General features: G+C 69.1%; 16 protein-coding genes and 1 tRNA gene. 9 read left to right on the top strand and 8 right to left on the bottom strand.

What is annotated here, in order from left to right:
* Positions 1 to 57: 57 nt before the first annotated feature.
* Both JOD31_RS18660 and gltB read right to left on the bottom strand, forming a co-directional pair.
* The gene (locus JOD31_RS18660) at positions 58 to 1,482 is read right to left on the bottom strand and encodes a glutamate synthase subunit beta (RefSeq protein WP_204951941.1); all 1,425 of its coding nucleotides are present in this window, start codon (positions 1,480 to 1,482) and stop codon (positions 58 to 60) included.
* A gap of 182 nt (positions 1,483 to 1,664) precedes the next feature.
* The gene (gene gltB / locus JOD31_RS18665) at positions 1,665 to 6,395 is read right to left on the bottom strand and encodes a glutamate synthase large subunit (RefSeq protein WP_246482602.1); all 4,731 of its coding nucleotides are present in this window, start codon (positions 6,393 to 6,395) and stop codon (positions 1,665 to 1,667) included.
* A gap of 462 nt (positions 6,396 to 6,857) precedes the next feature.
* On the opposite strand from gltB, the gene JOD31_RS18670 reads away from it, so the two are divergent.
* A complete protein-coding gene (locus JOD31_RS18670; protein WP_204951943.1) occupies positions 6,858 to 7,925 on the top strand; it encodes a threonine aldolase family protein in 1,068 nt (355 codons plus the stop codon).
* 111 nt (positions 7,926 to 8,036) lie between these two features.
* Here JOD31_RS18670 and JOD31_RS18675 read toward each other — a convergent pair whose 3' ends face one another.
* Positions 8,037 to 8,501 carry an Hsp20 family protein gene (locus tag JOD31_RS18675; protein ID WP_204951944.1) on the bottom strand — a complete coding sequence of 155 codons (465 nt, stop codon included), beginning with the start codon at positions 8,499 to 8,501 and terminating at the stop codon, positions 8,037 to 8,039.
* 622 nt (positions 8,502 to 9,123) lie between these two features.
* Here JOD31_RS18675 and JOD31_RS18680 point away from each other — a divergent pair.
* Positions 9,124 to 10,026 (top strand): alpha/beta fold hydrolase, encoded by a 903-nt coding sequence (locus JOD31_RS18680; RefSeq protein ID WP_271206206.1) that lies wholly within the window; start codon positions 9,124 to 9,126, stop codon positions 10,024 to 10,026.
* 2 nt (positions 10,027 to 10,028) lie between these two features.
* Here JOD31_RS18680 and JOD31_RS18685 read toward each other — a convergent pair whose 3' ends face one another.
* From JOD31_RS18685 to JOD31_RS18695, 3 genes are all read right to left on the bottom strand, one after another.
* Entirely contained in the window at positions 10,029 to 10,460 is a 432-nt protein-coding gene (locus tag JOD31_RS18685) for a DUF805 domain-containing protein (protein ID WP_204951946.1), read from the bottom strand.
* 25 nt (positions 10,461 to 10,485) lie between these two features.
* Entirely contained in the window at positions 10,486 to 11,271 is a 786-nt protein-coding gene (gene hisN / locus JOD31_RS18690) for a histidinol-phosphatase (RefSeq protein ID WP_204951947.1), read from the bottom strand.
* A 444-nt stretch (positions 11,272 to 11,715) separates the two neighbouring features.
* The gene (locus JOD31_RS18695) at positions 11,716 to 12,609 is read right to left on the bottom strand and encodes an N-formylglutamate amidohydrolase (protein WP_204951948.1); all 894 of its coding nucleotides are present in this window, start codon (positions 12,607 to 12,609) and stop codon (positions 11,716 to 11,718) included.
* Between the two features lie 171 nt (positions 12,610 to 12,780).
* Between JOD31_RS18695 and cpdR the strand changes: the two genes are divergently transcribed.
* The 3 genes from cpdR to JOD31_RS18710 all read left to right on the top strand — a co-directional run bounded on the left by cpdR (position 12,781) and on the right by JOD31_RS18710 (position 13,565).
* The gene (gene cpdR / locus JOD31_RS18700) at positions 12,781 to 13,149 is read left to right on the top strand and encodes a cell cycle two-component system response regulator CpdR (RefSeq protein WP_020186943.1); all 369 of its coding nucleotides are present in this window, start codon (positions 12,781 to 12,783) and stop codon (positions 13,147 to 13,149) included.
* Positions 13,150 to 13,190: 41 nt separating this feature from the next.
* Positions 13,191 to 13,361: a hypothetical protein gene (locus tag JOD31_RS18705; RefSeq protein WP_204951949.1), complete on the top strand. Its 171-nt coding sequence runs from the start codon at positions 13,191 to 13,193 to the stop codon at positions 13,359 to 13,361.
* 129 nt (positions 13,362 to 13,490) lie between these two features.
* Positions 13,491 to 13,565, top strand: a tRNA-Val gene (locus tag JOD31_RS18710).
* 146 nt (positions 13,566 to 13,711) lie between these two features.
* On the opposite strand, the gene rtcR is transcribed toward JOD31_RS18710, so the two are convergent.
* On the bottom strand, positions 13,712 to 15,319 hold the full coding sequence (gene rtcR / locus JOD31_RS18715) for an RNA repair transcriptional activator RtcR (protein ID WP_204951950.1): 1,608 nt from the start codon (positions 15,317 to 15,319) through the stop codon (positions 13,712 to 13,714).
* A gap of 194 nt (positions 15,320 to 15,513) precedes the next feature.
* Between rtcR and JOD31_RS18720 the strand changes: the two genes are divergently transcribed.
* Entirely contained in the window at positions 15,514 to 17,070 is a 1,557-nt protein-coding gene (locus JOD31_RS18720; RefSeq protein ID WP_204951951.1) for a vWA domain-containing protein, read from the top strand.
* 838 nt (positions 17,071 to 17,908) lie between these two features.
* Entirely contained in the window at positions 17,909 to 19,309 is a 1,401-nt protein-coding gene (locus tag JOD31_RS18725) for an RtcB family protein (protein WP_204952060.1), read from the top strand.
* Between the two features lie 95 nt (positions 19,310 to 19,404).
* Here the strand turns inward: JOD31_RS18725 and JOD31_RS18730 are convergent, their stop codons facing one another.
* Positions 19,405 to 20,736, bottom strand: coding sequence for an LLM class flavin-dependent oxidoreductase (locus JOD31_RS18730; protein WP_204951952.1), 1,332 nt, complete (start codon positions 20,734 to 20,736; stop codon positions 19,405 to 19,407).
* A gap of 702 nt (positions 20,737 to 21,438) precedes the next feature.
* On the opposite strand from JOD31_RS18730, the gene JOD31_RS18735 reads away from it, so the two are divergent.
* Together JOD31_RS18735 and JOD31_RS18740 are read left to right on the top strand one after the other, a co-directional pair.
* On the top strand, positions 21,439 to 22,257 hold the full coding sequence (locus JOD31_RS18735; protein ID WP_204951953.1) for a TorF family putative porin: 819 nt from the start codon (positions 21,439 to 21,441) through the stop codon (positions 22,255 to 22,257).
* Between the two features lie 64 nt (positions 22,258 to 22,321).
* Positions 22,322 to 22,663 carry an SMR family transporter gene (locus JOD31_RS18740; RefSeq protein ID WP_204951954.1) on the top strand — a complete coding sequence of 114 codons (342 nt, stop codon included), beginning with the start codon at positions 22,322 to 22,324 and terminating at the stop codon, positions 22,661 to 22,663.
* The last annotated feature ends 2 nt before the right edge of the window (positions 22,664 to 22,665 follow it).

Consider the following 22,665-nt stretch of genomic DNA (forward strand, 5'->3'; position numbering starts at 1 on the left):
CAACGAAACCTGAGATCGCGCTGCGACGCCCTTCGAACGGCCGGCTCGCCGCCGTCGTCAGCGCGGGAGCTTGGACGAGCCCATTAGGAAGGTGTCGATCGCGTTCGCGGCCTGACGGCCCTCGCGGATCGCCCAGACCACCAGCGACTGGCCGCGGCGCATGTCGCCGGCGGCGAACACCTTCGGGTTCGAGGTGACGTAGCTCTTCTCGTCGGCCAGCACGTTGCCGCGCTTGTCGAGCGCGACGCCGGACTGCTCGACGAGGCCTTCCTTCAGCGGCCCGGAAAAGCCGAGCGCGATGAAGACGAGGTCGGCCTTGAGGATGAACTCCGAGCCCGGGACCGGCTGGCGCTTGGCGTCGGCGCGGGCGCACTTCACGCCGACTACCTTGCCGTTCTTGCCCTCGATGCCGAGCGTGACCGCCGCGAACTCGCGGTCGGCGCCCTCGGCCTGGCTGGACGAGGTGCGGAACTTGGTCGGCCAGTAGGGCCAGGTCAGCAGCTTGTCCTCGACCTTCGGCGGCACCGGCCGGATGTCGAGCTGCGTGACCGAGATCGCGCCCTGGCGGAACGAGGTGCCGACGCAGTCGGAGGCGGTGTCGCCGCCGCCGATGACCACGACATGCTTGGCGAAGGCCTCGACCGGGGTTTCCGGAATGTGGTTCTCGAAGCCGACGCGGCGGTTCTGCTGCACCAGGAACGGCATGGCGTAGTGCACGCCCTTGAGGTCCTGGCCCGGCAGCTGCGGGTCGCGCGGGTGCTCCGCGCCGCCCGCGAACAGCACGGCGTCGTGCCCCTCGACAAGCTCGGAGACCGGCGTGGTGACGCCGACGTTCACTCCGTAGTGGAACGTGACGCCCTCAGCCTCCATCTGCTCGACGCGCCGGTCGATGTGGCGCTTCTCCATCTTGAAGTCCGGGATGCCGTAGCGCATCAGGCCGCCGGCCTTGGGCTCGCGCTCGTAGACATGGACGTCGTGGCCGGCGCGCGCCAACTGCTGGGCTGCGGCCATGCCGGCAGGGCCGGAGCCCACGATCGCGACTGTCTTGCCGGTCTTCGTCTCCGGCGCCTCGGGCGTGACCCAGCCGTTGGCCCAGGCCTTATCGGCGATCGCCTGCTCGACGGTCTTGATCGCGACCGGCGTGTTCTCGAGGTTCAGCGTGCACGCCTCCTCGCACGGCGCGGGGCAGATGCGGCCGGTGAACTCCGGGAAGTTGTTGGTGGAGTGGAGGTTGCGGGAGGCCTCCTTCCAGTCGTCGGCGTAGACGAGGTCGTTCCAGTCCGGAATCTGGTTGTTGACCGGGCAACCCTGCGGCCCGTGGCAGAACGGGATGCCGCAGTCCATGCAGCGCGCCGCCTGGCCCGCCACTTCGGCGTCCGACAGCGGCAGCGTGAACTCGCGGTAGTGCCGGATGCGGTCGGACGCCGGCTGATACCGCGCTTCCTGCCGGTCGATCTCAAGAAAGCCTGTAACCTTGCCCATCGTATGGTCTCCTCCCGCGGAGGCCCTTGTCGCTAGCGCGCCCGGCGCGTCGCTCCCCGGCCCGAGCGCCTGAGGCGCTTGGCCGATCGTTCGCCGCGTTAAGCTCTATCCTGATGACAGTCCCGGAGCGACCCTTCGGGCTCCGGGACGACGATGTCCTGCGCGTGACGGAAGCCCGTCGCTCACTCCGCCGCCTGCAGCGTCCGCGCCTTCTCCATCTCGCGGAGCGCGCGGCGGTACTCGACCGGCATCACCTTCACGAACTTGTTCCGGTAGCTCGCCCAGCCGTCGAGGATCGCCTTGGCGCGCGCGGAGTCGGTGTGCGCGAGGTGCGCGGCGATGAGCTGCTTCAGGCGCTCCTCGTCGTGCCGGGTCATGTCGGGATCGACGTGGATCCGGCCCTTGAACTCGAGGTCGCCGCCGTGGTGGTGGAGCTCCTCCAGAAGCTCCTCCTCCTCCGGCACCGGCTCGAGATCGACCATCGAGAGGTTGCAGCGCGCGGCGAAGTCGCCGGCCTCGTCCAGCACATAGGCGACGCCGCCCGACATGCCGGCCGCGAAGTTGCGCCCGGTCTTGCCGAGCACCACCACCACGCCGCCGGTCATGTATTCGCAGCCGTGGTCGCCCGCGCCCTCGACGACCGCGATCGCGCCCGAGTTGCGGACCGCGAAGCGCTCGCCCGCGACGCCGCGGAAGTAGCACTCGCCCTCGATCGCGCCGTAGAGCACCGTGTTGCCGACGATGATCGACTCCTCCGCCACGATGCCGGCGTCCTCCGCCGGGCGGATGATGATGCGCCCGCCCGAGAGGCCCTTGCCGACGTAGTCGTTGGCCTCGCCGGTGAGGTGCATCGTGACGCCCGCCGCGAGGAACGCGCCGAAGCTCTGGCCGGCGGTGCCGGTCAGCTTCACCGTGATGGTGTCGTCGGGCAGGCCCGCGGAGCCGTGCGCCATGGCGACCGCGCCCGAGAGCATGGCGCCCGCGGAGCGGTTGCGGCTCTTGATCGCGCGTTCGATCACGACGGTCTCGCCGTGCTCGATCGCGGGCATGGCGGCCGCGATCAGGTCGCGGTCGAGCACCGCCTCCAGGTGATGGTCCTGCACCTCGGCATGGCGGATCGCGACGTCGGCGCCGACCACGGGCTTGGCGAACAGCTTCGCAAAATCGAGGCCCTTCGCCTTCCAGTGGCCGATGGCGTCCCGCTTGTCGAGCAGGTCGGAGCGGCCGATCACCTCGTCCAGCGTCGTCGCGCCCATCTCGGCGAGAATCTGCCGGACCTCCTCGGCGACGAAGAACAGGTAGTCGATGACGTTCTCGGGCGTGCCCTTGAAGCGCTTGCGCAGCACCGGGTCCTGGGTCGCGATGCCGACGGGGCAGGTGTTGAGGTGGCACTTGCGCATCATCAGGCAGCCGGCCGCGATCAGCGGCGCGGTCGAGAAGCCGAACTCGTCGGCCCCGAGCAGCGCGCCGACGATGACGTCGCGGCCCGTGCGGAGGCCGCCGTCGACCTGCAGGCGGACGCGGCCGCGCAGCTTGTTCATCACGAGCGTCTGCTGGGTCTCGGCGAGGCCGGTCTCCCAGGGTCCGCCGGCGTGCTTCAGCGAGGTCAGCGGGCTCGCGCCGGTGCCGCCCTCGAAGCCGGAGATCGTGATGTGGTCCGCGCGCGCCTTGGCGACGCCCGCCGCGACCGTGCCGACGCCGACCTCGGAGACGAGCTTCACCGAGACGTCAGCCTTCGGGTTGACGTTCTTCAGGTCGTAGATGAGCTGCGCCAGATCCTCGATCGAGTAGATGTCGTGGTGCGGCGGCGGCGAGATCAGGCCGACGCCCGGCGTGGAGCGCCGGACCTTGGCGATCGCGGCGTCGACCTTGTGGCCAGGCAGCTGGCCGCCCTCGCCGGGCTTCGCGCCCTGCGCCACCTTGATCTGGATGGTGTCGGCGTTGACGAGGTACTCGGTGGTGACGCCGAAGCGTCCCGAGGCGACCTGCTTGATGGCCGACCGCTTCGAGTCGCCGTTCGCCATCGCGACGAAGCGCTCCGGCTCCTCGCCGCCCTCGCCGGTGTTCGACTTGCCGCCGATCCGGTTCATGGCGATGGCGAGCGTCTCGTGCGCCTCGCGGCTGATCGAGCCGAACGACATGGCGCCGGTCACGAAGCGCTTCACGATCTCCGTCGCCGGCTCGACCTGCTCGAGCGCCACGGTCTCGCGGCCGCGCTCCTGGGCGGTCTTGATGCGGAACAGCCCGCGCAGGGTCAGCAGGCGCTCGGCCTGCTCGTTCATGTCGCGCGCGAAGTCCTCGTACTTGGCGAAGGACTGGGTGCGGACCGCGTGCTGCAGGTCCGCGACCGATTCCGGCGTCCAGGCGTGGTCCTCGCCGCGGATGCGGTAGGCGTACTCGCCGCCGACCTCGAGTGCGGAGCGCAGCACCGGCACGTCCGCAAAGGCGAGCGTGTGGCGACGCACCGTCTCTTCGGCGATCTCGGCGAGGCCGACGCCGCCGACCGGGGTCGCGGTGCCCGTGAAGAACTTGTCGACGAAGTCCTTGGACAGGCCGACCGCGTCGAAGATCTGCGCGCCGCAATAGGATTGGTAGGTCGAGATGCCCATCTTGGACATCACCTTCAGCAGGCCCTTGCCGATCGACTTGATGTAGCGCGTGCGCACCTCGGTCGCGTCCACGCGCTCGGGGAAGTCGAGCGCCTGGTGCATCGAGGCCAGGGTCTCGAACGCGAGATAGGGGTTGATCGCCTCCGCGCCGTAGCCCGCGAGCACCGCGAAGTGGTGCACCTCGCGCGGCTCGCCGCTCTCGACCACGAGGCCGACCGACGTCCGCAGCCCCTTGCGGATCAGGTTGTGGTGCACGGCCGCGGTCGCGAGCGCCGCCGGGATGGCGATGCGGTTCGGGCCGACCAGCCGGTCGGACAGCACGACGATGTTGAAGCCGCCGTGGACGGCCGCGGTCGCCCGCTCGCACAGCCGCTCGATGGCGTCCGCCATGCCGGCGGCGCCCTTCTCGGCGGGGTAGGTCGTGTCCAGCGTGCGCGACTGGAACTGGCTCTCGGCCAGATCGTCGATCGCGCGGATCTTCTCCAGGTCCTCGTTGGTGAGGATCGGCTGGCGTACCTCGAGCCGCTTCTTCTTCGACGCGCCGTCGAGGTCGAACAGGTTCGGCCGCGGCCCGATGAAGGACACCAGGCTCATCACGAGCTCCTCGCGGATCGGGTCGATCGGCGGGTTCGTGACCTGGGCGAAGTTCTGCTTGAAGTAGGTGTAGAGCAGCTTGGAGCGGGTCGACAGCGCCGAGAGCGGCGTGTCGGTGCCCATGGAGCCGGTCGCCTCCTGGCCGGTGGTCGCCATCGGCGTCAGCAGGAGCTTGATGTCCTCCTGCGTGTAGCCGAAGGCCTGCTGGCGATCGAGCAGGCTCACCTCCGGCCGCGGCCGGGGCGTCGGCGCGTCGGGCAGGTCCTCGAGCACGAGCTGCGTCTTGGCGAGCCACTCCCTGTAGGGGCGCGCGGCGGCGAGGCTCGACTTCATCTCCTCGTCGGAGACGATGCGGCCTTCCGCCAGGTCGATCAGCAGCATGCGGCCGGGCTGCAGCCGCCACTTGCGGACGATCTTGCTTTCCGGGAAGGGCAGCACGCCCATCTCGGACGCCATCACGACGAGGTCGTCGTCGGTGACGTACCAGCGCGCCGGGCGCAGTCCATTGCGGTCGAGCGTGGCGCCGATCTGGCGGCCGTCGGTGAAGGCGATCGCGGCCGGCCCGTCCCACGGCTCCATCACGGCGGCGTGGTACTCGTAGAAAGCGCGGCGCTGCTCGTCCATCAACGGGTTGCCGGCCCAGGCCTCGGGCACGAGCACCATCATGGCGTGGACGAGGCTGTAGCCGCCCTGCACCAGGAACTCGAGCGCGTTGTCGAGACACGCGGTGTCGGACTGGCCCTCGTAGCTGATGGGCCAGAGCTTCGAGATGTCGTTGCCGTAGAGCTCGCTGTCGACGGAGGCCTGCCGGGCCGCCATCCAGTTGACGTTGCCCCGCAGCGTGTTGATCTCGCCGTTGTGCGCGACCATCCGATAGGGGTGCGCCAGCGACCAGGCCGGGAAGGTGTTGGTGGAGAAGCGCTGGTGCACGAGCGCGAGCGCGCTCTCGAACCGCTCGTCCTTCAGGTCGGGGTAGTAGGCCGAGAGCTGGTCGGCCAGGAACATGCCCTTGTAGACGATGGTCCGGCACGACAGCGAGACCGGGTAGTAGGACGAGGCGCGCGGGTCCGCGCCGTAGATCTCGTTCGAGACCACCTTGCGCAGAATGAACAGCTTGCGCTCGAAATCGTCCTCGTTGTCGATCGAGGGAGAACGGCCGACGAAGACCTGCAGCTGCACCGGCTCGGTCGGCTTCACGCTCTCGCCGAGCGTCGAGTTGTCGGTCGGCACCTCGCGCCAGCCGAGGAAGGTCTGCCCCTCCTCGACGACCACGCGCTCGAACACCGCCTTGAGGTTGGCGACCGCCGCCGGGTCGCGCGGGGCGAAGACGTGGCCGACCGCGTAGAAGCCCGGCTCCGGCAGCGCGAAGCCGAGACGCTCGGCCTCGGCCGCGAAGAACTTGTGCGGGATCTGCACCAGCATGCCGGCGCCGTCGCCGGCGCGCGGGTCCGCCCCCACGGCGCCGCGATGCTCGAGGTTCTCGAGGATCTTCACGCCGTGCTGGATGATGGTGTGACTCTTGCGGCCCTTCATGTCGGCCACGAAGCCGACCCCGCACGAGTCCTTCTCGTGGCGCGGGTCGTAGAGCCCCTGCGCCGGCGGAAGGCCGTGGTCGATCGCGATCGGTTTTGCGGCGGCGCGAACGGTCGCGTCAGCGCGGTCGAAGCCGTGCGCCGGAGAGGTCATCTCGTTCTCGATCGTCTCGGTCATGGCGCACCCCATGATGCCGCCGGCTGGAAGACCGGCATGGTTGCTCGTTCCGCGTCTCGATATCACCGACGCGCGTTCCCGCAGCGCGACCGGCTCCACCTCCGCCGCCCTTTACGCTAAGGGCGCGAGCTCTGGAACCGTTCTTGAGTGAATAAGGAACGTGGCCGTCATGCAAATGGACAGCCTTACTGTCCTATTGCGTGCGCGAACATGTCAGAAAGGCGGCCGGCGCACAAGCGGCGCCAAGGGCGCATATGGCGATTTTCGGACGCCGCCGGGCAGCTATGCGCAATTTAGCATGCAGAGATGCGCCCGCGGCGACATTTTATGTCGCACGCGCCGTCAAGGCTTCCAGCACCCTTCCTCCTGCGCCGGCTGTTTTACGGCGCGGCGCCCTCGACGGACGGGGGCGCCCGCCGCTAGCGTCTGCGACCTTGCGCCTAAGCCTTAAGGAGCCCCCCCATGTTCTTCGTCAGCGACAACGCCGCCCCCGCGGCCGACGCCGTGCTCTCGGCGCTCGCGCGCGCCAACGCCGGCCTGTCGGCCCCTTACGGCAAGGACGAGGCGACCAAGCGGGTGGAGCGCAAGCTCGCCGAGGTGTTCGAGCGCGAGGTCGCGGTCTCCCTCGTCACCACCGGCACCGCCGCCAACGCCATCGCGCTCGCGCAGCTCACCGCGCCCTGGAAGGCCGTGATTTGCCACGAAGAGGCGCACGTCATGCACGACGAGTGCGGCGCGCCCGAGTTCTTCACCAACGGCGCGAAGCTCGCCGGGGCCTCCGGCCTCGACGGCAAGATCACGCCCGACGGCCTGACGGCGCTGCTCGACCGGGACTTCTGGACGCCGCCGACCCACGTCGCGCCGGCCGCCCTCACGATCAGCCAGGCGACCGAGGCGGGCACGGTCTACACCGCGTCCGAAGTCGGCGCGCTCGCGGACGTCGCGAAGTCCCGCGGCCTGCGCGTCCACATGGACGGCGCGCGATTCGCCAACGCGGTCGCGAGCGCCAACGTCTCGCCGGCCGAGCTGACCTGGAAGGCCGGCGTCGACATCCTGTCCTTCGGCTTCACCAAGAACGGCGCGATGGCGGCCGAGGCGATCGTGGTGTTCGACACGGCGCTCGCCGCCGACCTCGCGGAGCGCCGCAAGCGCAGCGGGCACCTGTGGTCGAAGGGGCGCTACATCGCGGCTCAGATCGAGGCGCTTCTGGCGGACGACCTCTGGATCGCCTTCGGCCGCCGCGCCAACGCCTCTGCCGACCGGCTGGCCCGCGGCCTCGAGGCGCGCGGCCTGACGCTCGCCTTCCCGCGCCAGGCGAACGAGGTGTTCGTGCATCTGCCGGCGCCGGTCGACGCCGCGCTCAAGGCTGCGGGCGGCGTCTACTACACCTGGTCGAGCGAGGCGGTGCGCCCGGAGCGGCAGGGCCGTCCCGGCGATGTCTTCGCCCGCCTGATCGCGTCCTTCGAGACGACCGACGCGGAGGTCGACGGCCTGCTCGGCGTCGTCGACCAGGCGCTCGTGGCCGCCTGAAGCCAAGCGATCCGCGCGCGCTTCATCGGGTTTAGGCGCGGGCGATCCCTCGACACGAAAAAAGCGCCCCGGTTCCCCGGGGCGCTTCGTCTCGGTTCGGGCGAGCGGCGCTTACGCGGCCTGCTGGACCTGAGCCTCGATCGCGGCGGGCTTCGCGCCCGAGCCGATCGGAATGGCGCGCGGCTTCTTGGCCTCCGGCACCTCGCGGACGAGCTCGATGTGAAGGAGCCCGTTCTCGAGGTTCGCGCCGGTCACCTGCACGTGGTCGGCGAGCTGGAAGCGGCGCTCGAAGGCGCGGGCCGCGATGCCCTGGTGGAGCACCTCGCCCTTGCGGTCCTCCGGCTGCTTCTCGCCGCGGACGCTGAGCGCGTTTTCCTTCACCTCGATCGCGAGATCCTTCTCAGCGAAGCCGGCCACCGCGACGGTGATGCGGTAGGCGTTCTCGTCCGTGCGCTCGATGTTGTAGGGCGGATAGCCTGGGGCCGCCTCGCCGCCCGCGACGTTGTCGAGCAGGGAGAAGAGGCGGTCGAAGCCAACGGTCGAGCGGTAGAGCGGGGTGAGATCGAACTGGCGCATGGTACATATCCTCTTTCAAGCGACATGACGTGCGGCCCGCCGTCGAGGCCGGGCCGTTTGTTCAACGATCGCAGCCTGTTGGCCTGCGACGGGGGTTAGGTGGTGATGGGGTTTCGGCGGTTCAATAGGCTGCGGACGGCTCTCGTCACGTGTTTCCTCAAGCGCCGCTCTACGGTGAGCGAACACAAGACGGGAGACGCGCCGGACTCGGAGCTGCTCCCGGGCGGACCCGTCCGCGGCGCAGATCTGAAGATTGGCGACCGCACAGACCGCGGCGCTACAATTGTAAATATCATCTACGACATCACACTGGAACGACGCCTTGTTGTCTGCAAAAGTGACCACAACTATTACTACACTTACGATGAGAAATTTTCGGATTGTATTTTTGAGGACCTTCATTTTCGATACTGGTACTCGCCCCATGGCCCTTCGGCCTCACTTTACGCGTCTGCGGACCTAGCGGAAAAAGATGCTCGACGTGAGATTCCCTGGCTTCTCGAACTTCCCTCAGAGTGAGGCCGCGAAAGATTTGAGACCGCGGCGCGCCACCCGTTCCGCGCTCCAACCCGTCCGCGACAGCTTCGTCATCGCGCCCGGCGTTCCCCCGCCGGCGGGGGCCGTGTGCCGGACGTTCGTCACGGCGGACGGCGTCGCCCTGCGCGCCGCGGTCTGGCGGCCGGAGGGCGCGCCGCGCGGCACGGTCTGCGTGTTCCAGGGCCGGGCGGAGTTCATCGAGAAATACGCCGAGGTCGCGGCCGACCTCGTGGGCCGCGGCTTCGCCGTCGCGACCTTCGACTTCCGCGGCCAGGGCGGCTCGCAGCGGCTGCTGGCGAACCCGCTGAAGGGCCACGTCGACAGCTTCGACGACTACCGCCGCGACGCCGAGGCCTTCATGCGGCAGGTGGCGCTGACGGAGACCCCGGGACCGTACTACGCGCTGGGGCACTCGATGTCCGCGCCGGTGCTGGTCGCGCTCGCCCTGCGCCAGCCCCAGTGGTTCGAGCGGCTGGTGCTCGTCGCGCCGCTGATCGGTCTGCCGCTGGCGCGCGCCGAGTTCTTCGCCCGCGGGCTCGCCACGGGGCTCGGGCGGCTGGGCTTCGCCGGCGCCTACATTCCGCGCGGCGGGGACCGGATCATGGCGCTCCGCCCGTTCGAGCGGAACCCGGTGACGCGGGATCCGGAGCGTTACGGCCGTTCGGTGGCGCTCATCGCGCAGGAGCCCGGCCTCGCGCTCGGCTCGCCCACCATCGGCTGGGTCCACGCCGCCTTCCGGGCGATGACCGCCACCGCGCTGCCCGGCGTGCCGGAGTCCTTCCGCACGCCGACCCTCGTCATCTCCGCCGGCGCCGACCGCATCGTCGACCCGCGGGCGAGCGAGCGCTTCGCCGCGCGCATCCGCGGCGGCGGCCACATCCGCCTCGACGGCGCGGAGCATGAGATCCTGATGGAGCGCGATCCGGTCCGGGAGCTGTTCTGGGCCGCGTTCGACGCCTTCGTGCCGGGCAGCCGGACGCTGGCCTGACCTCAGGCGTCCGGCGCGTGTGGGTTCGGCCCGTAGGCGTTCGCGCCCGGCGTGCCGCGGACGAAGCCGAGGTAGACGAACAGGGCGAGCGAGACGCAGCTCGCCGCCACCGCCATCACGAACAGCGCGCCGCTCGCCTCCTCGACGGCGTAGGACAGCCCGGCCGACAGCGCGACGGCTGCGAGGCCGAGCCAGCCGTTGCGGCCGAGATCGTGGAACCGGCGCACCGTGATCGACGCCCAGCCGCCGAGGCTGATCGCGAGGCCAAAGCCCACGAGCGCGAAGAACGCGACGCGGCTGTAGCTCGCGACCAACAGCCCGGCGAACACGAAGGGCAGCGCGACCAGCCCCGCCTGAAGCGAGCGCTTCCAGTAGGTCAACCGACTGATGCGCCCCCGGAACGACAGGAACGCGGAGCAGAAGCGCGTCAGCATCCGGCGTCCTCCGGTCGGACCGGCCTCACCCGCGCGCAAGCCGCTCGAGCGCCAGCGCGTGCAGGCGCTTGTCGCCCGCGGCGATGATACGGCCGCCGTCGGTGGCCGGACCTCCGTCCCAGGTCGTGACGACGCCGCCGGCGCCCTCGACGATCGGGATCAGCGCGACGATGTCGAACGGCTTCAGGTCGGCTTCGATCACAAGGTCGACGTGGCCGGCGGCGAGCATGGCGTAGCCGTAGCAGTCGGCGCCCCAACGGGTCAGCTTCGCGTCGCCGGAGACAGCGTCGAAGGTCGCGCGCTCCTCCGCCGTGAACATGGTCGGCGAGGTCGACATCATCAGCGCGTCCTCGATCCGCGCGCAGGGCCGGGTCCGCAGCCGGCGCTGGCCGCCGCGCCCCGCATAGCTCGCGCTCGCGCCGTCGCCGAAGAAGCGCTCGCCCACGAAGGGCTGGTTCATCAGCCCGAAGCAGGGCGCGCCGCCGCGGGTGAGGCCGATCAGCGTGCCCCAGATCGGCATGCCGAGAATGAAGGAGCGCGTGCCGTCGATCGGGTCGAGCACCCAGACGAACTCGGCGTCGGTCCGGTCGTCGCCGTGCTCCTCGCCGACGATGCCGTGCTCGGGGAAGGTCTCGCGGATCAGCGCGCGCATGACGCTCTCGCCGGCCTTGTCCGCCGCGGTCACTGGGTCGAAGCCGCCGCCGTGGCCCTTGTCCTCGACGCCGATCGAGGTGCGGAAGAACGGCAGGATCGCCTCGCCCGACGCGGCGGCGAGGCGATCGACGAAGGCGGTGAAATCGACGGCCGTCATTGGCGAACTCCTGGGCGCGGCGTCGCCGCGAACGCGAGGGCGCCAGAGGGCCAAAATCGCGCGCTTTGAGCAAGCGCGAAGACGCGACCCGTCGCCGGAACGGCGAGAGCGCGAGGGCGTGGCCACCAAAAGGAAATCGCCGGAAACTGCGACAGGCGGTCGCAGCCGGCGATAAAGGTCATTAGAGCTTGCGTTTTGTGCGGCGCGGCCGCATCTTATTGCAGCGCGGCATTGCGATCTCCGGATCGCGACGCCGCCGCCCTCCTTGGGCGTTTCCTCCCTAGACTTGGGCCGCTGGCTAATGCCGGCGGCCTTTTTTTGTTGTCTCTCGTCCAGGTGGCGGGACATTGGCGGCGAATGGCCGCGTTTGCAAGTCCTTTTCCTATCGATCCATCGACGAAACCCTCGCGACGTCTTGGACTTTCGGATGGGTGCTACGAAAGTCTATTCCGCGGCGAGGCGATGCACGCCGAGCGCCGCGAGCGGCGCGCCTGCGATCGCGCGAACCAGCGTCGTCATGTCGGCCTGCACCTTGGCGAAGCCCTTGGTCTTCGCGTGCGCGCGCTCGTCCATGTAGAGCGCGCGGTTGATTTCGATCTGGAGGGCGTGGAAGCCGCTGCCCGGCGCGCCGTAGTGCTCGGTGATGTAGCCGCCGGCGTAGGGCCTGTTGCGCAGGACGAGGTAGCCGAGGTCGCGCAGCGTCTGCTCCGCGAAGTCCACCAGCGCCGGGGCGCAGCTCGTGCCGTAGCGGTCGCCGAGCACGACGTCGGCCCGCGGCCGTTCCTCGCGCAGCGCGCCTGCGGAGGGCATGGAGTGGCAGTCCACCAGCAGCGCCGCGCCGTGCAGCCGGTGCGCGCGGGCGATCAGACGGCCGAGAGTCCGGTGATAGGGCTTGTAGTAGGTCTCAATCCGGGCAAGCGCCTCATCGACCGGCAGACGGGCGCCATAGATCTCCTGCGCCTCGCCCACGATCCGGGCGATCGTGCCGAGCCCCCCCGCGACCCGCAGCGAGCGGGTGTTGGCGAACGGCGGCAACCGCCCGTCGAACATCCGCGGATCGAGCTCGTAGGGCTCGCGATTGACGTCGAGGAAAGCGCGCGGGAAATGCGCGCGCATCAGCGGCGCCCCGAAGCTCGGGGCCGCGGCGAACAGCTCGTCGACGAAGGCGTCCTCGGACCGCCGCAGGGTCCGCGGGTCCAGCCGCGAGGCCGCGAGGAAGCTCGCGGGATAGGTCGCGCCCGAGTGGGGCGAGTTGAACGTGGCCGCGCCCGCTCCGCCGTCCGGTTCGGCGACGTCGAAGGCGGGATCGACCGCGTCGTTGGGCGAGACGTGCGTCACGTGCGCGGAGAGCTCCGGGAAGGCTGCCGGGGGAAAGGCCCGCCGAAGGGGGGATAGTTGCCGAAGGGCGACGCGTCTGTCCATCGCGACGCCCGCGCAACGCTCTGTTTACCAAGGCGGGCACTTATGGAATGACTTGATTCAGCAGCCGAAACGCAAGGCCCCCGCCCCGTGAACGCGAATTCCAAGATCCTGCTCGCCGAAGACGACGACGACATGCGCCGCTTCCTCGTCAAGGCGCTGGAGAACGCCGGCCATTCGGTCGTCTCCTTCGACAACGGGCTGTCGGCCTATCACCGCCTGCGCGAGGAGCCGTTCGAGCTTCTGCTGACCGACATCGTGATGCCGGAGATGGACGGCATCGAACTCGCCCGGCGCGCCACCCAGCTCGACCCCGACATCAAGGTCATGTTCATCACCGGCTTCGCGGCCGTGGCGCTCAATCCCGACAGCCAGACCCCGAAGGACGCGAAGATCCTGTCGAAGCCGTTCCACCTGCGCGAGCTGGTGACGGAAGTCGACAAGCTGCTCGCCGCCTGAGGCCGCCTTCCCTGTCGCTTCGAGACGTCGCCCCGCCGCTCTTGATCCTCGGCGCGCTCCTGATCTGGGCGTCGGGCGCGTTCGATCGCCCCGGCTTCGAAGGCGTCGGGCAGGGCTTCGCGTTCGGCGCGGCCTGCGCTGTCCCGCTCTGGCTGCTCAGCCTGAGGCGGCGCGCCGCGGCGCGGAAACCGCCCGACGAGGCGGAGCGCTGATCCCCCTCACAAAGCGTCGCGGGACCGCTTGCAAGCCCCAAAGCGATCCGATATAGCCGGCGCTCTGTTCCGGACCGCCTCCCGCGCGGTTCGGGATCGCTAGGTTCGGCGGACGCGCAAGCGTCGCCAGGGCGTGTAGCTCAGCGGGAGAGCACTACGTTGACATCGTAGGGGTCACAGGTTCGATCCCTGTCACGCCCACCAACAGAATGAGGCGGTTCCAGAGCTCTGGAACCGCCTCATTTGTTTCGGATCCGGCGAATGCCGCGCCGCCCGCCGCGAGCCCCGCCATGGTCGGCAGCGTTCGCCCGCGCGCTCCGCGGCACGCGGAACGGGGGCGAGCCGCCGCCTCATGCTCCCCTCTCGCGCACGGCGGTCCAATCGAGACCGAAACGCCCGAGGTATTTTCGCAGCCGATCGGCGTCGTTGGCGCTCGCCTTCTTGGCGCGGCTGGCGGCGAACAGCGCGCGGCCGGCCGCGCTTGCGGTCGGTTCGCGCCGGCAGACCTTCACGACCTCGACCAACTGCACGCGGTCGAACAGGTCGATCCCGTCCAGTTCGCTCTCCCCGAACAGGTCCGCCAGCAGATCCCGGTCGTCATCGGCCTTCGAGGCCCAGGCGCGACGGAGCCGCGCCAGTTCCTCATCGACGGTCGCCGCGTCGATGCGGCCGCGCGGCGCGAGCGTCGCCATGCGCGTGACGGAGGCGCCGAGGTCGCGGAAGTTCGCAAGCCACCGCGCCGCCGGGGAGGCTGCGAACGCCAGGTAGCGCTGGCGCGCCTCGCGGTTGATCGTGACGTGCAGGCCTTCGCGCTCGCTGAAACGGGCGAGTTCGAAATCGAGGTTGGGCTCGATGTCCTCGGGCCGATCGGCGAGGCCCGGCAGATCGAAGGTCCAGAGATTGAGGCGCGCCAGAAGATCCTCCCGGAAGCGCCCGGCGCGCACGTCCAGGGACAGGTCCCGGTTGGTGCCGGCGATCAACTGGAAATCGGAGCCGACCTCCTTGTCCGAGCCGACCGGCAGAAAGCGCTTCTCCTCGATCGCGCGCAACGCCATCGCCTGTTCGTCAGGTCCGAGTTCGCCGATCTCGTCGAGGAACAGGATGCCTTTGTCGGCCGCCCTCAGCAGCCCCGCGCGCTCGGACGCGGCGCCCGTGAAGGCGCCTCTCACGTGGCCGAACAGGGCGGAGGCCGCGCCGTCGCCGCGCAGCGTCGCGCAGTTCACCTCGACGAAGGGTCCGCCGACCTGACGGCGCGCCTTCTTGAGCTCGTAGATCCGTCGCGCCAGCTGCGACTTGCCGGCGCCGGTCGGGCCGCAGAGCAGAAGAGGCGCCTTCGAGCGGATCGCGACCTGCTCGATCCGGTCGATCATCCGGTTGAACGCCTCGTTGCGGGTCTCGATGCCGGATTTGAGGAAGTTCGCCGCCTCGTCGCGGTCGCGGCGGAAGCGCGTGGCGATCCGGTCGTAGCGCGAGAGATCGATGTCGATCAGGCCGTAGGAGCTCGGCTGGCGCTCGCCGCCGTCGCGCCCGCCCCGCGGCGGCGAGAGCTGGAGGATCTTGGCCGGGATGAAATGCGCTTCGATCAGCAGGAACCAGCAGATCTGGGCGACATGCGTCCCGGTGGTGATGTTGACGAGGTAGTCCTCGGCGTCGGGATCGAACGGATAGCCGCGCGCGAAGTCGTGCAGCGCGCCATAGACCTCCTCGAAATCCCATGGGTCCGCCAGGTTCATGAGATGCCTGCGGACCTCGGTCGCGGGCGAAACCTGGGCGATGTCGGCGGTCACCCGCTCGGCGAGCGCCATCGAGCCCTCGCCGTGGATCATGTCGAGCCGGCCGATCGGCAGGTCGCGGTATTGGCAGAGCTCGACCGTCGGCCGCCACCGCCCCCACCGGTTTTGCTTTCCGGCGTCCAGCGTGGTGCCGAGAAAGCCGATGACGACGCGCTTCTTCTCCATTGGACGATCCGAACAGATAAACAACGATATGTCAGTATCGATATTTTGCCGCGCTTGTCGCAAGCCGGGATCGGGGGAAAGTCGGACAAAGAAATTTAATCATTTGAAATCAATACATTGAAAGAAAACTCGCGGCCCCTGGCCCGCTCTGGCACGCGCCTCGCAATGAGGTCTGGGTGAACGGAGGACGGATCATGGCGAACAAGGCGCTTTTCAAATCCATCGTCGGGAAGCTCGTTCCGGCCGCGACCGCGACCAACCATGCGGGCGCCCCGGCCTACGCCTATGAGCCGCGCCACGCGCTGGCGCAGCTCGCGGCGACTGGAACGCTCGGCCGGACCTTCTACGCCGAGCCGGAGGCCCAGCTCGAGGCCGCGCTGAAGCTCGTCTGCGAGATCGAGCCGGAGTTCGTGGCCAAGACCGCAATCTACGCTCGTCAGCGCGGCCACATGAAGGACCTTCCGGCTCTCCTGCTGGCGGCGCTGTCGGCCATGCACGGGACCGAGTTCGCTCGCGCCTTCCCGCGGATCGTCGACAACGGCCGCATGCTGCGCAATTTCGTGCAGATCATGCGCTCGGGCGTCACGGGCCGGAAGTCGCTGGGCACGCGGCCGAAGAAGCTGGTGCAGGGCTGGCTCGACGCGGCGTCGGACGCCGAGATCCTGCGCGCGTCGGTGGGTCAGGACCCGTCGCTTGGCGACGTGATCAAGATGGTCCATCCGCGTCCGGCCTCGGCCGAGCGGGCGGCGCTGTTCGGGTGGCTGATCGGACGGCCTTACGACGTCGCGGCGGCTCCGGAGATCGTCCGGGCCTTCGAGGCGTTCAAGGCGGATCCGACCGGCGAGGTTCCGGACCTGCCGTTCCAGATGCTGACCTCGCTGCCCCTCACGAAGGAGCAGTGGGCCGGCGTCGGCCGGAAAGCCGGCTGGCACATGCTGCGCATGAACCTCAACACCTTCGCGCGCCACGGCGCGTTCGAGGTCGAGGGCTTTGCGGAGCATGTGGCGGAGCGGCTCCGGGACGGCGACGCGATCCGCCGCGCCCGAGTCTTCCCGTACCAGCTCATGGCGGCCTACGCCGCGACGGGCTCGGGAGTCCCGGCTGCGGTCCGCGAGGCGCTGCAGGATGCGATGGAGATCGCGGTCTCCAACGTGCCCGCGGTGGCGGGGAACGTCGTGGTCTGCCCGGACGTGTCCGGCTCGATGGGCTCGCCCGCCACCGGCTACCGCCCGGGCGCGACCTCGGTGGTGCGCTGCGTCGACGTGGCGGCGCTGGTCGCCGCTGCGTTCCTGCGGGCGAACCGTACGGCGCGGGTGATGCCGTTCGAGCAGGATGTGGTCGATGTGGACCTCAACCCGCGCGACAGCGTCATGACCAACGCGGGCAAGCTCGCGGCGGTCGGCGGCGGCGGCACCAACTGCTCGGCCCCGGTCGAGCGACTGGTGGCGGAGAAGGCCAGGGTCGATCTCCTCGTGTTCGTCTCGGACAACCAGTCCTGGATGGACGCGCAGGCGGCCCGCTCGGGCACGGGTCTGATGCAGGCCTTCAACAGGCTGAAGGCGATCAATCCGGGCCTGAAAATGGTCTGCGTCGACATCCAGCCCTACGGCGCGACCCAGGCCGTGGAGCGCGAGGACATCCTCAACGTCGGGGGCTTCTCCGACGCGGCGTTCGAGATGATCGGCCGCTTTGCGGACGGGACCCTCGGGCCGGCGCACTGGGTGGGCGAGATCGAGAAGATCGAGCTCTGACAACAACGGGGCGCGGGCGATGGGGCCCGCGTCCCTCAGAAGGAGAAACGAGGACAGGTCCGTCCCGGCGACGCGACGAATGCCGGCCGAGAGTACATCACCATCTGGAGCGCAGGCGATTGATACCCGCCCCCGACTCACCGTTATCGGGACGCTCGCCTCTCGCCACACTCGTCGTCGCGTCCCCCGGACGGATCCGAAGACCAAGCCGTGACGAATGCTGACGGAACTACATCCCTCCACGGACCAGATGCGGGTTCGAATCCCGCCGGGCCGGCCATCCATCGGCCCGTGCTCAATGGACAGAGCAGGCGGCGGCGATCTCCGAAAGGCGATCCTCGCCAGACGTTTCGTCGAACCTCGTCGTCACGGCTTCGTCCTGTCGCGGACGCGGCGAATACCAGTGGGACTACATCGCAGACGCGGCCGCCCCTTCGGGGGCGGCGGGAGGCTCGAAACCTCCCGTGAGGGTGCGAATCCCTCCGTCGCCAACGGGCGACGTGGCGGAAAGGCGTCCCACGACCAGATTGTCGCCGCGGCCCCGACGGGAACGAACATGACGTGACGAATGCTGACGGGACTACACGGCTAACGCGGGTTCGAATCCCGTCGGACCGAGAGGTCCGTGTCCCGCCGCCTCTCGTCGTCACGGCCTTGAACTGACGCGGCGAATGCCTGCGGGACTACATGGTAGAGCGCCCGCCTGAGACGGCGGGAGGTCGGCGGTTCGCATCCGCCCCCGGGACAACCGGGTAGCTCAATAACGTCCCGTAAACACACTGGTCGCCGCGACCTCTGGACTGCCCGAAAGCCTAGACGCGCAAGGAGACGCGCCGTGATCACTGGAAAGACGCTCATCGACTGGGGGTTTGGGCCCGGTCCCTGGTTCACGGACGCCATCGCGGCGGCGCAGGCCGCGGCCGCGCGCGGCGAGGACGCGCGCGCGGCCGTCGCCGCCGTGGCGCCGAAGCCGGTCGCCAGGCGTGGCCTGCGCGGGCCGGGCGCCCTTCCGTATCACCTCAACATACGCGCCGAGAACGAGGGCGACGCCGAGAACATCGCGAGCGTGCAGGCTCATATGGACGAGCTGATGCGGGTTCCGACCGTCCGGGCGGGCGCGGTGATGCCGGACGCCTGCCCGGCCGGCCGTGCGCCCGGCACCATCCCGGTCGGCGGCGTGATCGCGACCGAGAACGCGATCCATCCCGGTTTCCATTCCGCCGACATCTGCTGCTCGATGGCGCTGACCTCGTTCGGCGACGTCGACCCGACCGCGATCCTCGACGCCGGCATGGCATGGTCGCATTTCGGCGGCGGCGGCCGGCCGCGCGGCGCGCAGATCCGCCCGCCGGCCGAAATCCTCGCGGCGATGGACGCGAACCCGTTCCTCAGCAAGCTGACCTCGGCGGCGATCGAGCACTTCGCGACGCAGGGCGACGGCAACCACTTCTTCTATGTGGGCCGCCGGACCTCGACGGGCGACGTGACGCTCGTCACCCACCACGGCTCCCGCAAGCCCGGCGCGCTGCTCTACAAGGCCGGCATGGCGCTGGCCGAGACGACGCGGCGGGCCGCGTCTCCCGAGACGCCGAGCCACAACGCCTGGATCGACGCCGACACGGCCGAGGGCGAAGCCTATTGGGAGGCGCTTCAGATCATCCGCCTGTGGACCAAGGCGAACCACTACGCCATCCACGACCTGGTCGCCGACGCGCTGGGATTGAAGCCGGTCGACCGCTTCTGGAACGAGCACAACTTCGTCTTCCGCAAGACCGACGGCCTGTTCTACCACGCCAAGGGCGCGACGCCGGCCTATGACGGCTTCAGCGCCGACGACACCGGCCTGACGCTCGTGCCCCTCAACATGGGCGAGCCGATCCTGATCACGCGTGGGCTGGACGCGCCGAACGGCCTCGGCTTCTCCCCGCACGGGGCCGGCCGCAATTTCAGCCGGACCGCCTTCCTGAGGGCGCAGACCGAAACGCCGGAGGAGCAGCTCGCGGCCATCCGCACGACCATCGACGCGCGGTTCTTCAGCGGCGTGCCGGACGCGTCGGAACTGCCCGCCGCCTACAAGAACGCCGACACGGTGCGCGCCCAGCTCGCCGAGTTCGGTCTGTGCGAGGTCGTGGACACCGTCGAGCCGGTCGGCTGCATCATGGCCGGGGACTGGCAGGTCAACGCGCCGTGGCGGAAGAAGAAGGTCGCGAAGGACGCGCAGGCGGATGCCATCGGCTGAAGGTCGCCGCCAGGCGGACCGCTCGCCTTGCGGCCACGTCCGGTGACGGGGCGTGGCCAGAGCGGCGGTTCCGCCGAGGCTGGAGGCGGCCTCCGTCAGGAGGCGGGCGCCGGGAACCAGCGGTTCTCCGGCCGGGGCAGGCCGAGGTGATCGCGCAGCGTCCGTCCCTCGTAGGCGGCGCGGAAGATCCCGCGGCGGCGAAGTTCCGGGACCACGCGGTCGACGACGTCGTCGAGCCCCTGCGGGAGAAAGGGAAACATGACGTTGAAGCCGTCGCAGCCCTCGGTCTCCAGCCATTCCTGCATGCCGTCGGCGATGGTCTGGGGCGTGCCGACGAAGGCGAGGCCGGAGTAGCCGCCCACGCGCTGGGCGATCTGGCGGATCGAGAGGTTCTCGCGCCGTGCGAACGCGACGATCCGCGCCTGCGCGCTGCGGCTGGCGTTGGTCTCGGGGAGTTCCGGCAGCGGGCCGTCCGGATCGAAGCCGGAGACGTCGTGGCCGAGCATGGTCGAGAGCGACCCGAAAGCGCTGTCGACGTGCACCAGGGCGTCGAGCCGGGCGCGCGTCTCGCGCGCCTCCTCCACGCTGTCGCCGACCACGATGAAGGCGCCCGGCAGGATCTTGAGATGATCGGGGTCCCGCCCGACCGCCGCCATCCGGCCTTTGACGTCCTTGTAGAAGGCCTGCGCCTCGGAGAGCCGGCGCGGAGCGGCGAACACCACCTCCGCCGTCTCGGCGGCGAGCTGTCGGCCGGGCTCCGAGGCGCCGGCCTGCACGATCACCGGCCAGCCCTGCGGCGGGCGGGCGATGTTGAGCGGCCCCTGCACGGACAGGAACTCGCCCTTGTGGCGCAGCGCGCGCATCCGGGACGGGTCGACGTAGACGCCGGCCTCCACGTCGCGGACGAAGGCGTCATCGGCGAAGGAGTCCCAGAGCCCGGTGACCACGTCCACAAACTCCCGCGCCCGCCTGTAGCGGTCGCCATGCTCCACGTGCTCATCGAGCCCGAAGTTGAGCGCCGCCTCGGGATTGGAGGTGGTGACGACGTTCCAGCCGGCGCGGCCCTCCGACAGGTGATCGAGCGAGGCGAAGCGGCGGGCGACGTGGTAGGGCGCGTCGAAGGTCGTCGAGGCCGTCGCGACGAGGCCGATCCGCTCCGTCACGGCGGCGAGCGCCGACAGCAGCGTGAAGGGCTCGAACGAGGTCACCGTGTGGCTGCGCTTCAGCGCGTCCGCGGGCATGTTCAGAACGGCGAGGTGATCCGCCATGAAAAAGGCGTCGAAGGTCGCCTCCTCGAGCCGCTGCGCCATACGCTTCAGATGCCGAAAGTTGAAGTTCGCGTCGGGCCAGGCTCCGGGATAGCGCCAGGCGCCGGTGTGCAGGCTCACCGGGCGCATGAAGGCGCCGAGCTTCAGTTGACGCGCCATGCGCAGCTTCTCCTCGAGGTCCCGCCAAGGCGCTTACGCCGCCGCACGCGCGGCCGCCAGCCTGCGCGTGCGGCGCTCCGTCCACAGACGCGTGCGGCGCAGGATTGTGCATTTGCCCAGTTTGTGCTCAAATCGTTGCATGAACGTGCGCCATCCGTCGGACTGCACCGAATCGCCGACCTGCAGATCCGGGGCGCTTCGCTGACTTCGACCGAAAAAAGCCCGTTCTAGAGCGACTTGTCGCGCGCCTTGACGACGGGCGGCCGCGCAAAAACACGTGGCCTTCGAGGCGCGTCGGCGCTCGCGCGCAAAGACATTCGCGTTTTTTCTAAAGACTGCGACAGCACATCCACATTCTGGATTGCGCGCAGGCTCGCCTCGCAAGGTCCAGGGGCGGAGCCCGCAGCCTTAATATGCTGCGCTCAAGAACTATTGAACGACGTCCAATCACACCTACGACTTTCGTCACACGCGTGAAATCTTTTGCGAACCGCCCGCGTCCGTCTGTATTCCCAAACAACATCTCAGTTAAACCTCGCCATCCGCAAGGATGAGACGTCCGGTCGCACTGTGTTCCGAATGTCTCATATCGATGACGATCGTCGCCCGCGAGATCTATCCCCTCTCGCGCCGCGCTGAATTGCACCGATACTGGCTTCGCGAATTGGCAGTTCTGTCAAAACAGTTTCGGGGATTAAGCAAATGATTAAGAACGCGGGGATCGCGCTTGCTCTGGGCGCGTCGTTCGCCCTCGCGGGGGCGGGGCAGGCTTCGGCCGCCGACCTCTCGGCGCCGGAGACCATGGTCACCGAAGTGACGCCGCTGTGGGACGTCGCCTTCGGCGTCGCCTTCATGAACGACTACCGCTCGCGCGGCATCAGCAACTCCGACAAGGAGTTCGCGGTTCAGGGCTACGCCGAGCTGCAGGCTCTCGACTGGTTCTACGCCGGCATCTGGGCGTCGAACGTGCAGTTCGCGGACGGCTCGACCGATCCCGCAGCCGAGGTCGACCTCTACGGCGGCGTGCGCCACACCTTCGGCGCCCTCACCCTCGACGCGGGCGCGCTGTACTATTGGTACCCGGGTGAGGACGGCGGCGAGACCAACTACTGGGAGCTGTCGTTCAAGCCGAGCTACGCGATCACCGACGACCTCGTCGTGAGCGGCACGTTCCTCTACGGCTGGGACATCGGCAAATCCGGCGGCGACGGCTTCTATCTCGTGGGCGGCGCCAAGTACACCCTGCCCTTCCAGCCCATCACGGACGTCTCCCTGTATGTCTCGGGCGAGTTCGGCAAGCAGTGGCTCGGCAAGACCGACTCGGGCTTCAACCCGAGGGACTACCTGACCTGGAACGCCGGCCTCGGCGGCACCTACAAGGCGATGACCCTCGACGTCCGCTACATCGACACCGACCTCAGCAAGACCGAGTGCGGGCTCAACACCGGCAACCGCGGCTATTGCGGCTCCACGGCCCTCGTGAAGCTCTCGTTCGACACCGCCTTCAGCAAGCTCAAGTAAGCTTGTAAGAAAAAGGGGGCCGCGCCGGCCGGCGGGGCCCCCTTTTTGACGTCTGGAGCCGGCCATGAACGGCGTTCCCGCCTATGTCCTGCTCGCTCTCGCGATCGTCGCGGAGGTCATCGGAACCTCCGCGCTGAAGGCCTCCGACGGGCTCTCGCGCCTGTGGCCAAGCCTGATCACGCTGGTCGGCTACGGCGTCGCGTTCTATCTTCTCTCCCATGTCCTGAAGACGATCCCCACCGGCGTCGCCTACGCGATCTGGTCCGGCGGCGGCATCGTGCTGATCGCGCTGGTCGGCGTCCTGTGGTTCCGGCAGGCGCTCGACGGTCCGGCCCTCGTCGGCATCGGCCTCATCCTTGCGGGGGTGATGGTTGTGACGCTGTTCTCGAAGTCCGTCGCGCACTGACC

Origin of the sequence: Methylopila capsulata (assembly GCF_016907975.1) — a bacterium.
Taxonomy (GTDB): Bacteria; Pseudomonadota; Alphaproteobacteria; order Rhizobiales; family Methylopilaceae; genus Methylopila; species Methylopila capsulata.

Excerpts from the sequence above, each read along its gene's own strand:
- JOD31_RS18660 (WP_204951941.1), bottom strand. The coding sequence starts at position 1,482 with ATGGGCAAGGTTACAGGCTTTCTTGAGATCGACCGGCAGGAAGCGCGG.
- gltB (WP_246482602.1), bottom strand. The coding sequence starts at position 6,395 with ATGACCGAGACGATCGAGAACGAGATGACCTCTCCGGCGCACGGCTTC.
- JOD31_RS18670 (WP_204951943.1), top strand. The coding sequence starts at position 6,858 with ATGTTCTTCGTCAGCGACAACGCCGCCCCCGCGGCCGACGCCGTGCTC.
- JOD31_RS18675 (WP_204951944.1), bottom strand. The coding sequence starts at position 8,501 with ATGCGCCAGTTCGATCTCACCCCGCTCTACCGCTCGACCGTTGGCTTC.
- JOD31_RS18685 (WP_204951946.1), bottom strand. The coding sequence starts at position 10,460 with ATGCTGACGCGCTTCTGCTCCGCGTTCCTGTCGTTCCGGGGGCGCATC.
- hisN (WP_204951947.1), bottom strand. The coding sequence starts at position 11,271 with ATGACGGCCGTCGATTTCACCGCCTTCGTCGATCGCCTCGCCGCCGCG.
- rtcR (WP_204951950.1), bottom strand. The coding sequence starts at position 15,319 with ATGGAGAAGAAGCGCGTCGTCATCGGCTTTCTCGGCACCACGCTGGAC.
- JOD31_RS18720 (WP_204951951.1), top strand. The coding sequence starts at position 15,514 with ATGGCGAACAAGGCGCTTTTCAAATCCATCGTCGGGAAGCTCGTTCCG.
- JOD31_RS18730 (WP_204951952.1), bottom strand. The coding sequence starts at position 20,736 with ATGGCGCGTCAACTGAAGCTCGGCGCCTTCATGCGCCCGGTGAGCCTG.
- JOD31_RS18735 (WP_204951953.1), top strand. The coding sequence starts at position 21,439 with ATGATTAAGAACGCGGGGATCGCGCTTGCTCTGGGCGCGTCGTTCGCC.
- JOD31_RS18740 (WP_204951954.1), top strand. The coding sequence starts at position 22,322 with ATGAACGGCGTTCCCGCCTATGTCCTGCTCGCTCTCGCGATCGTCGCG.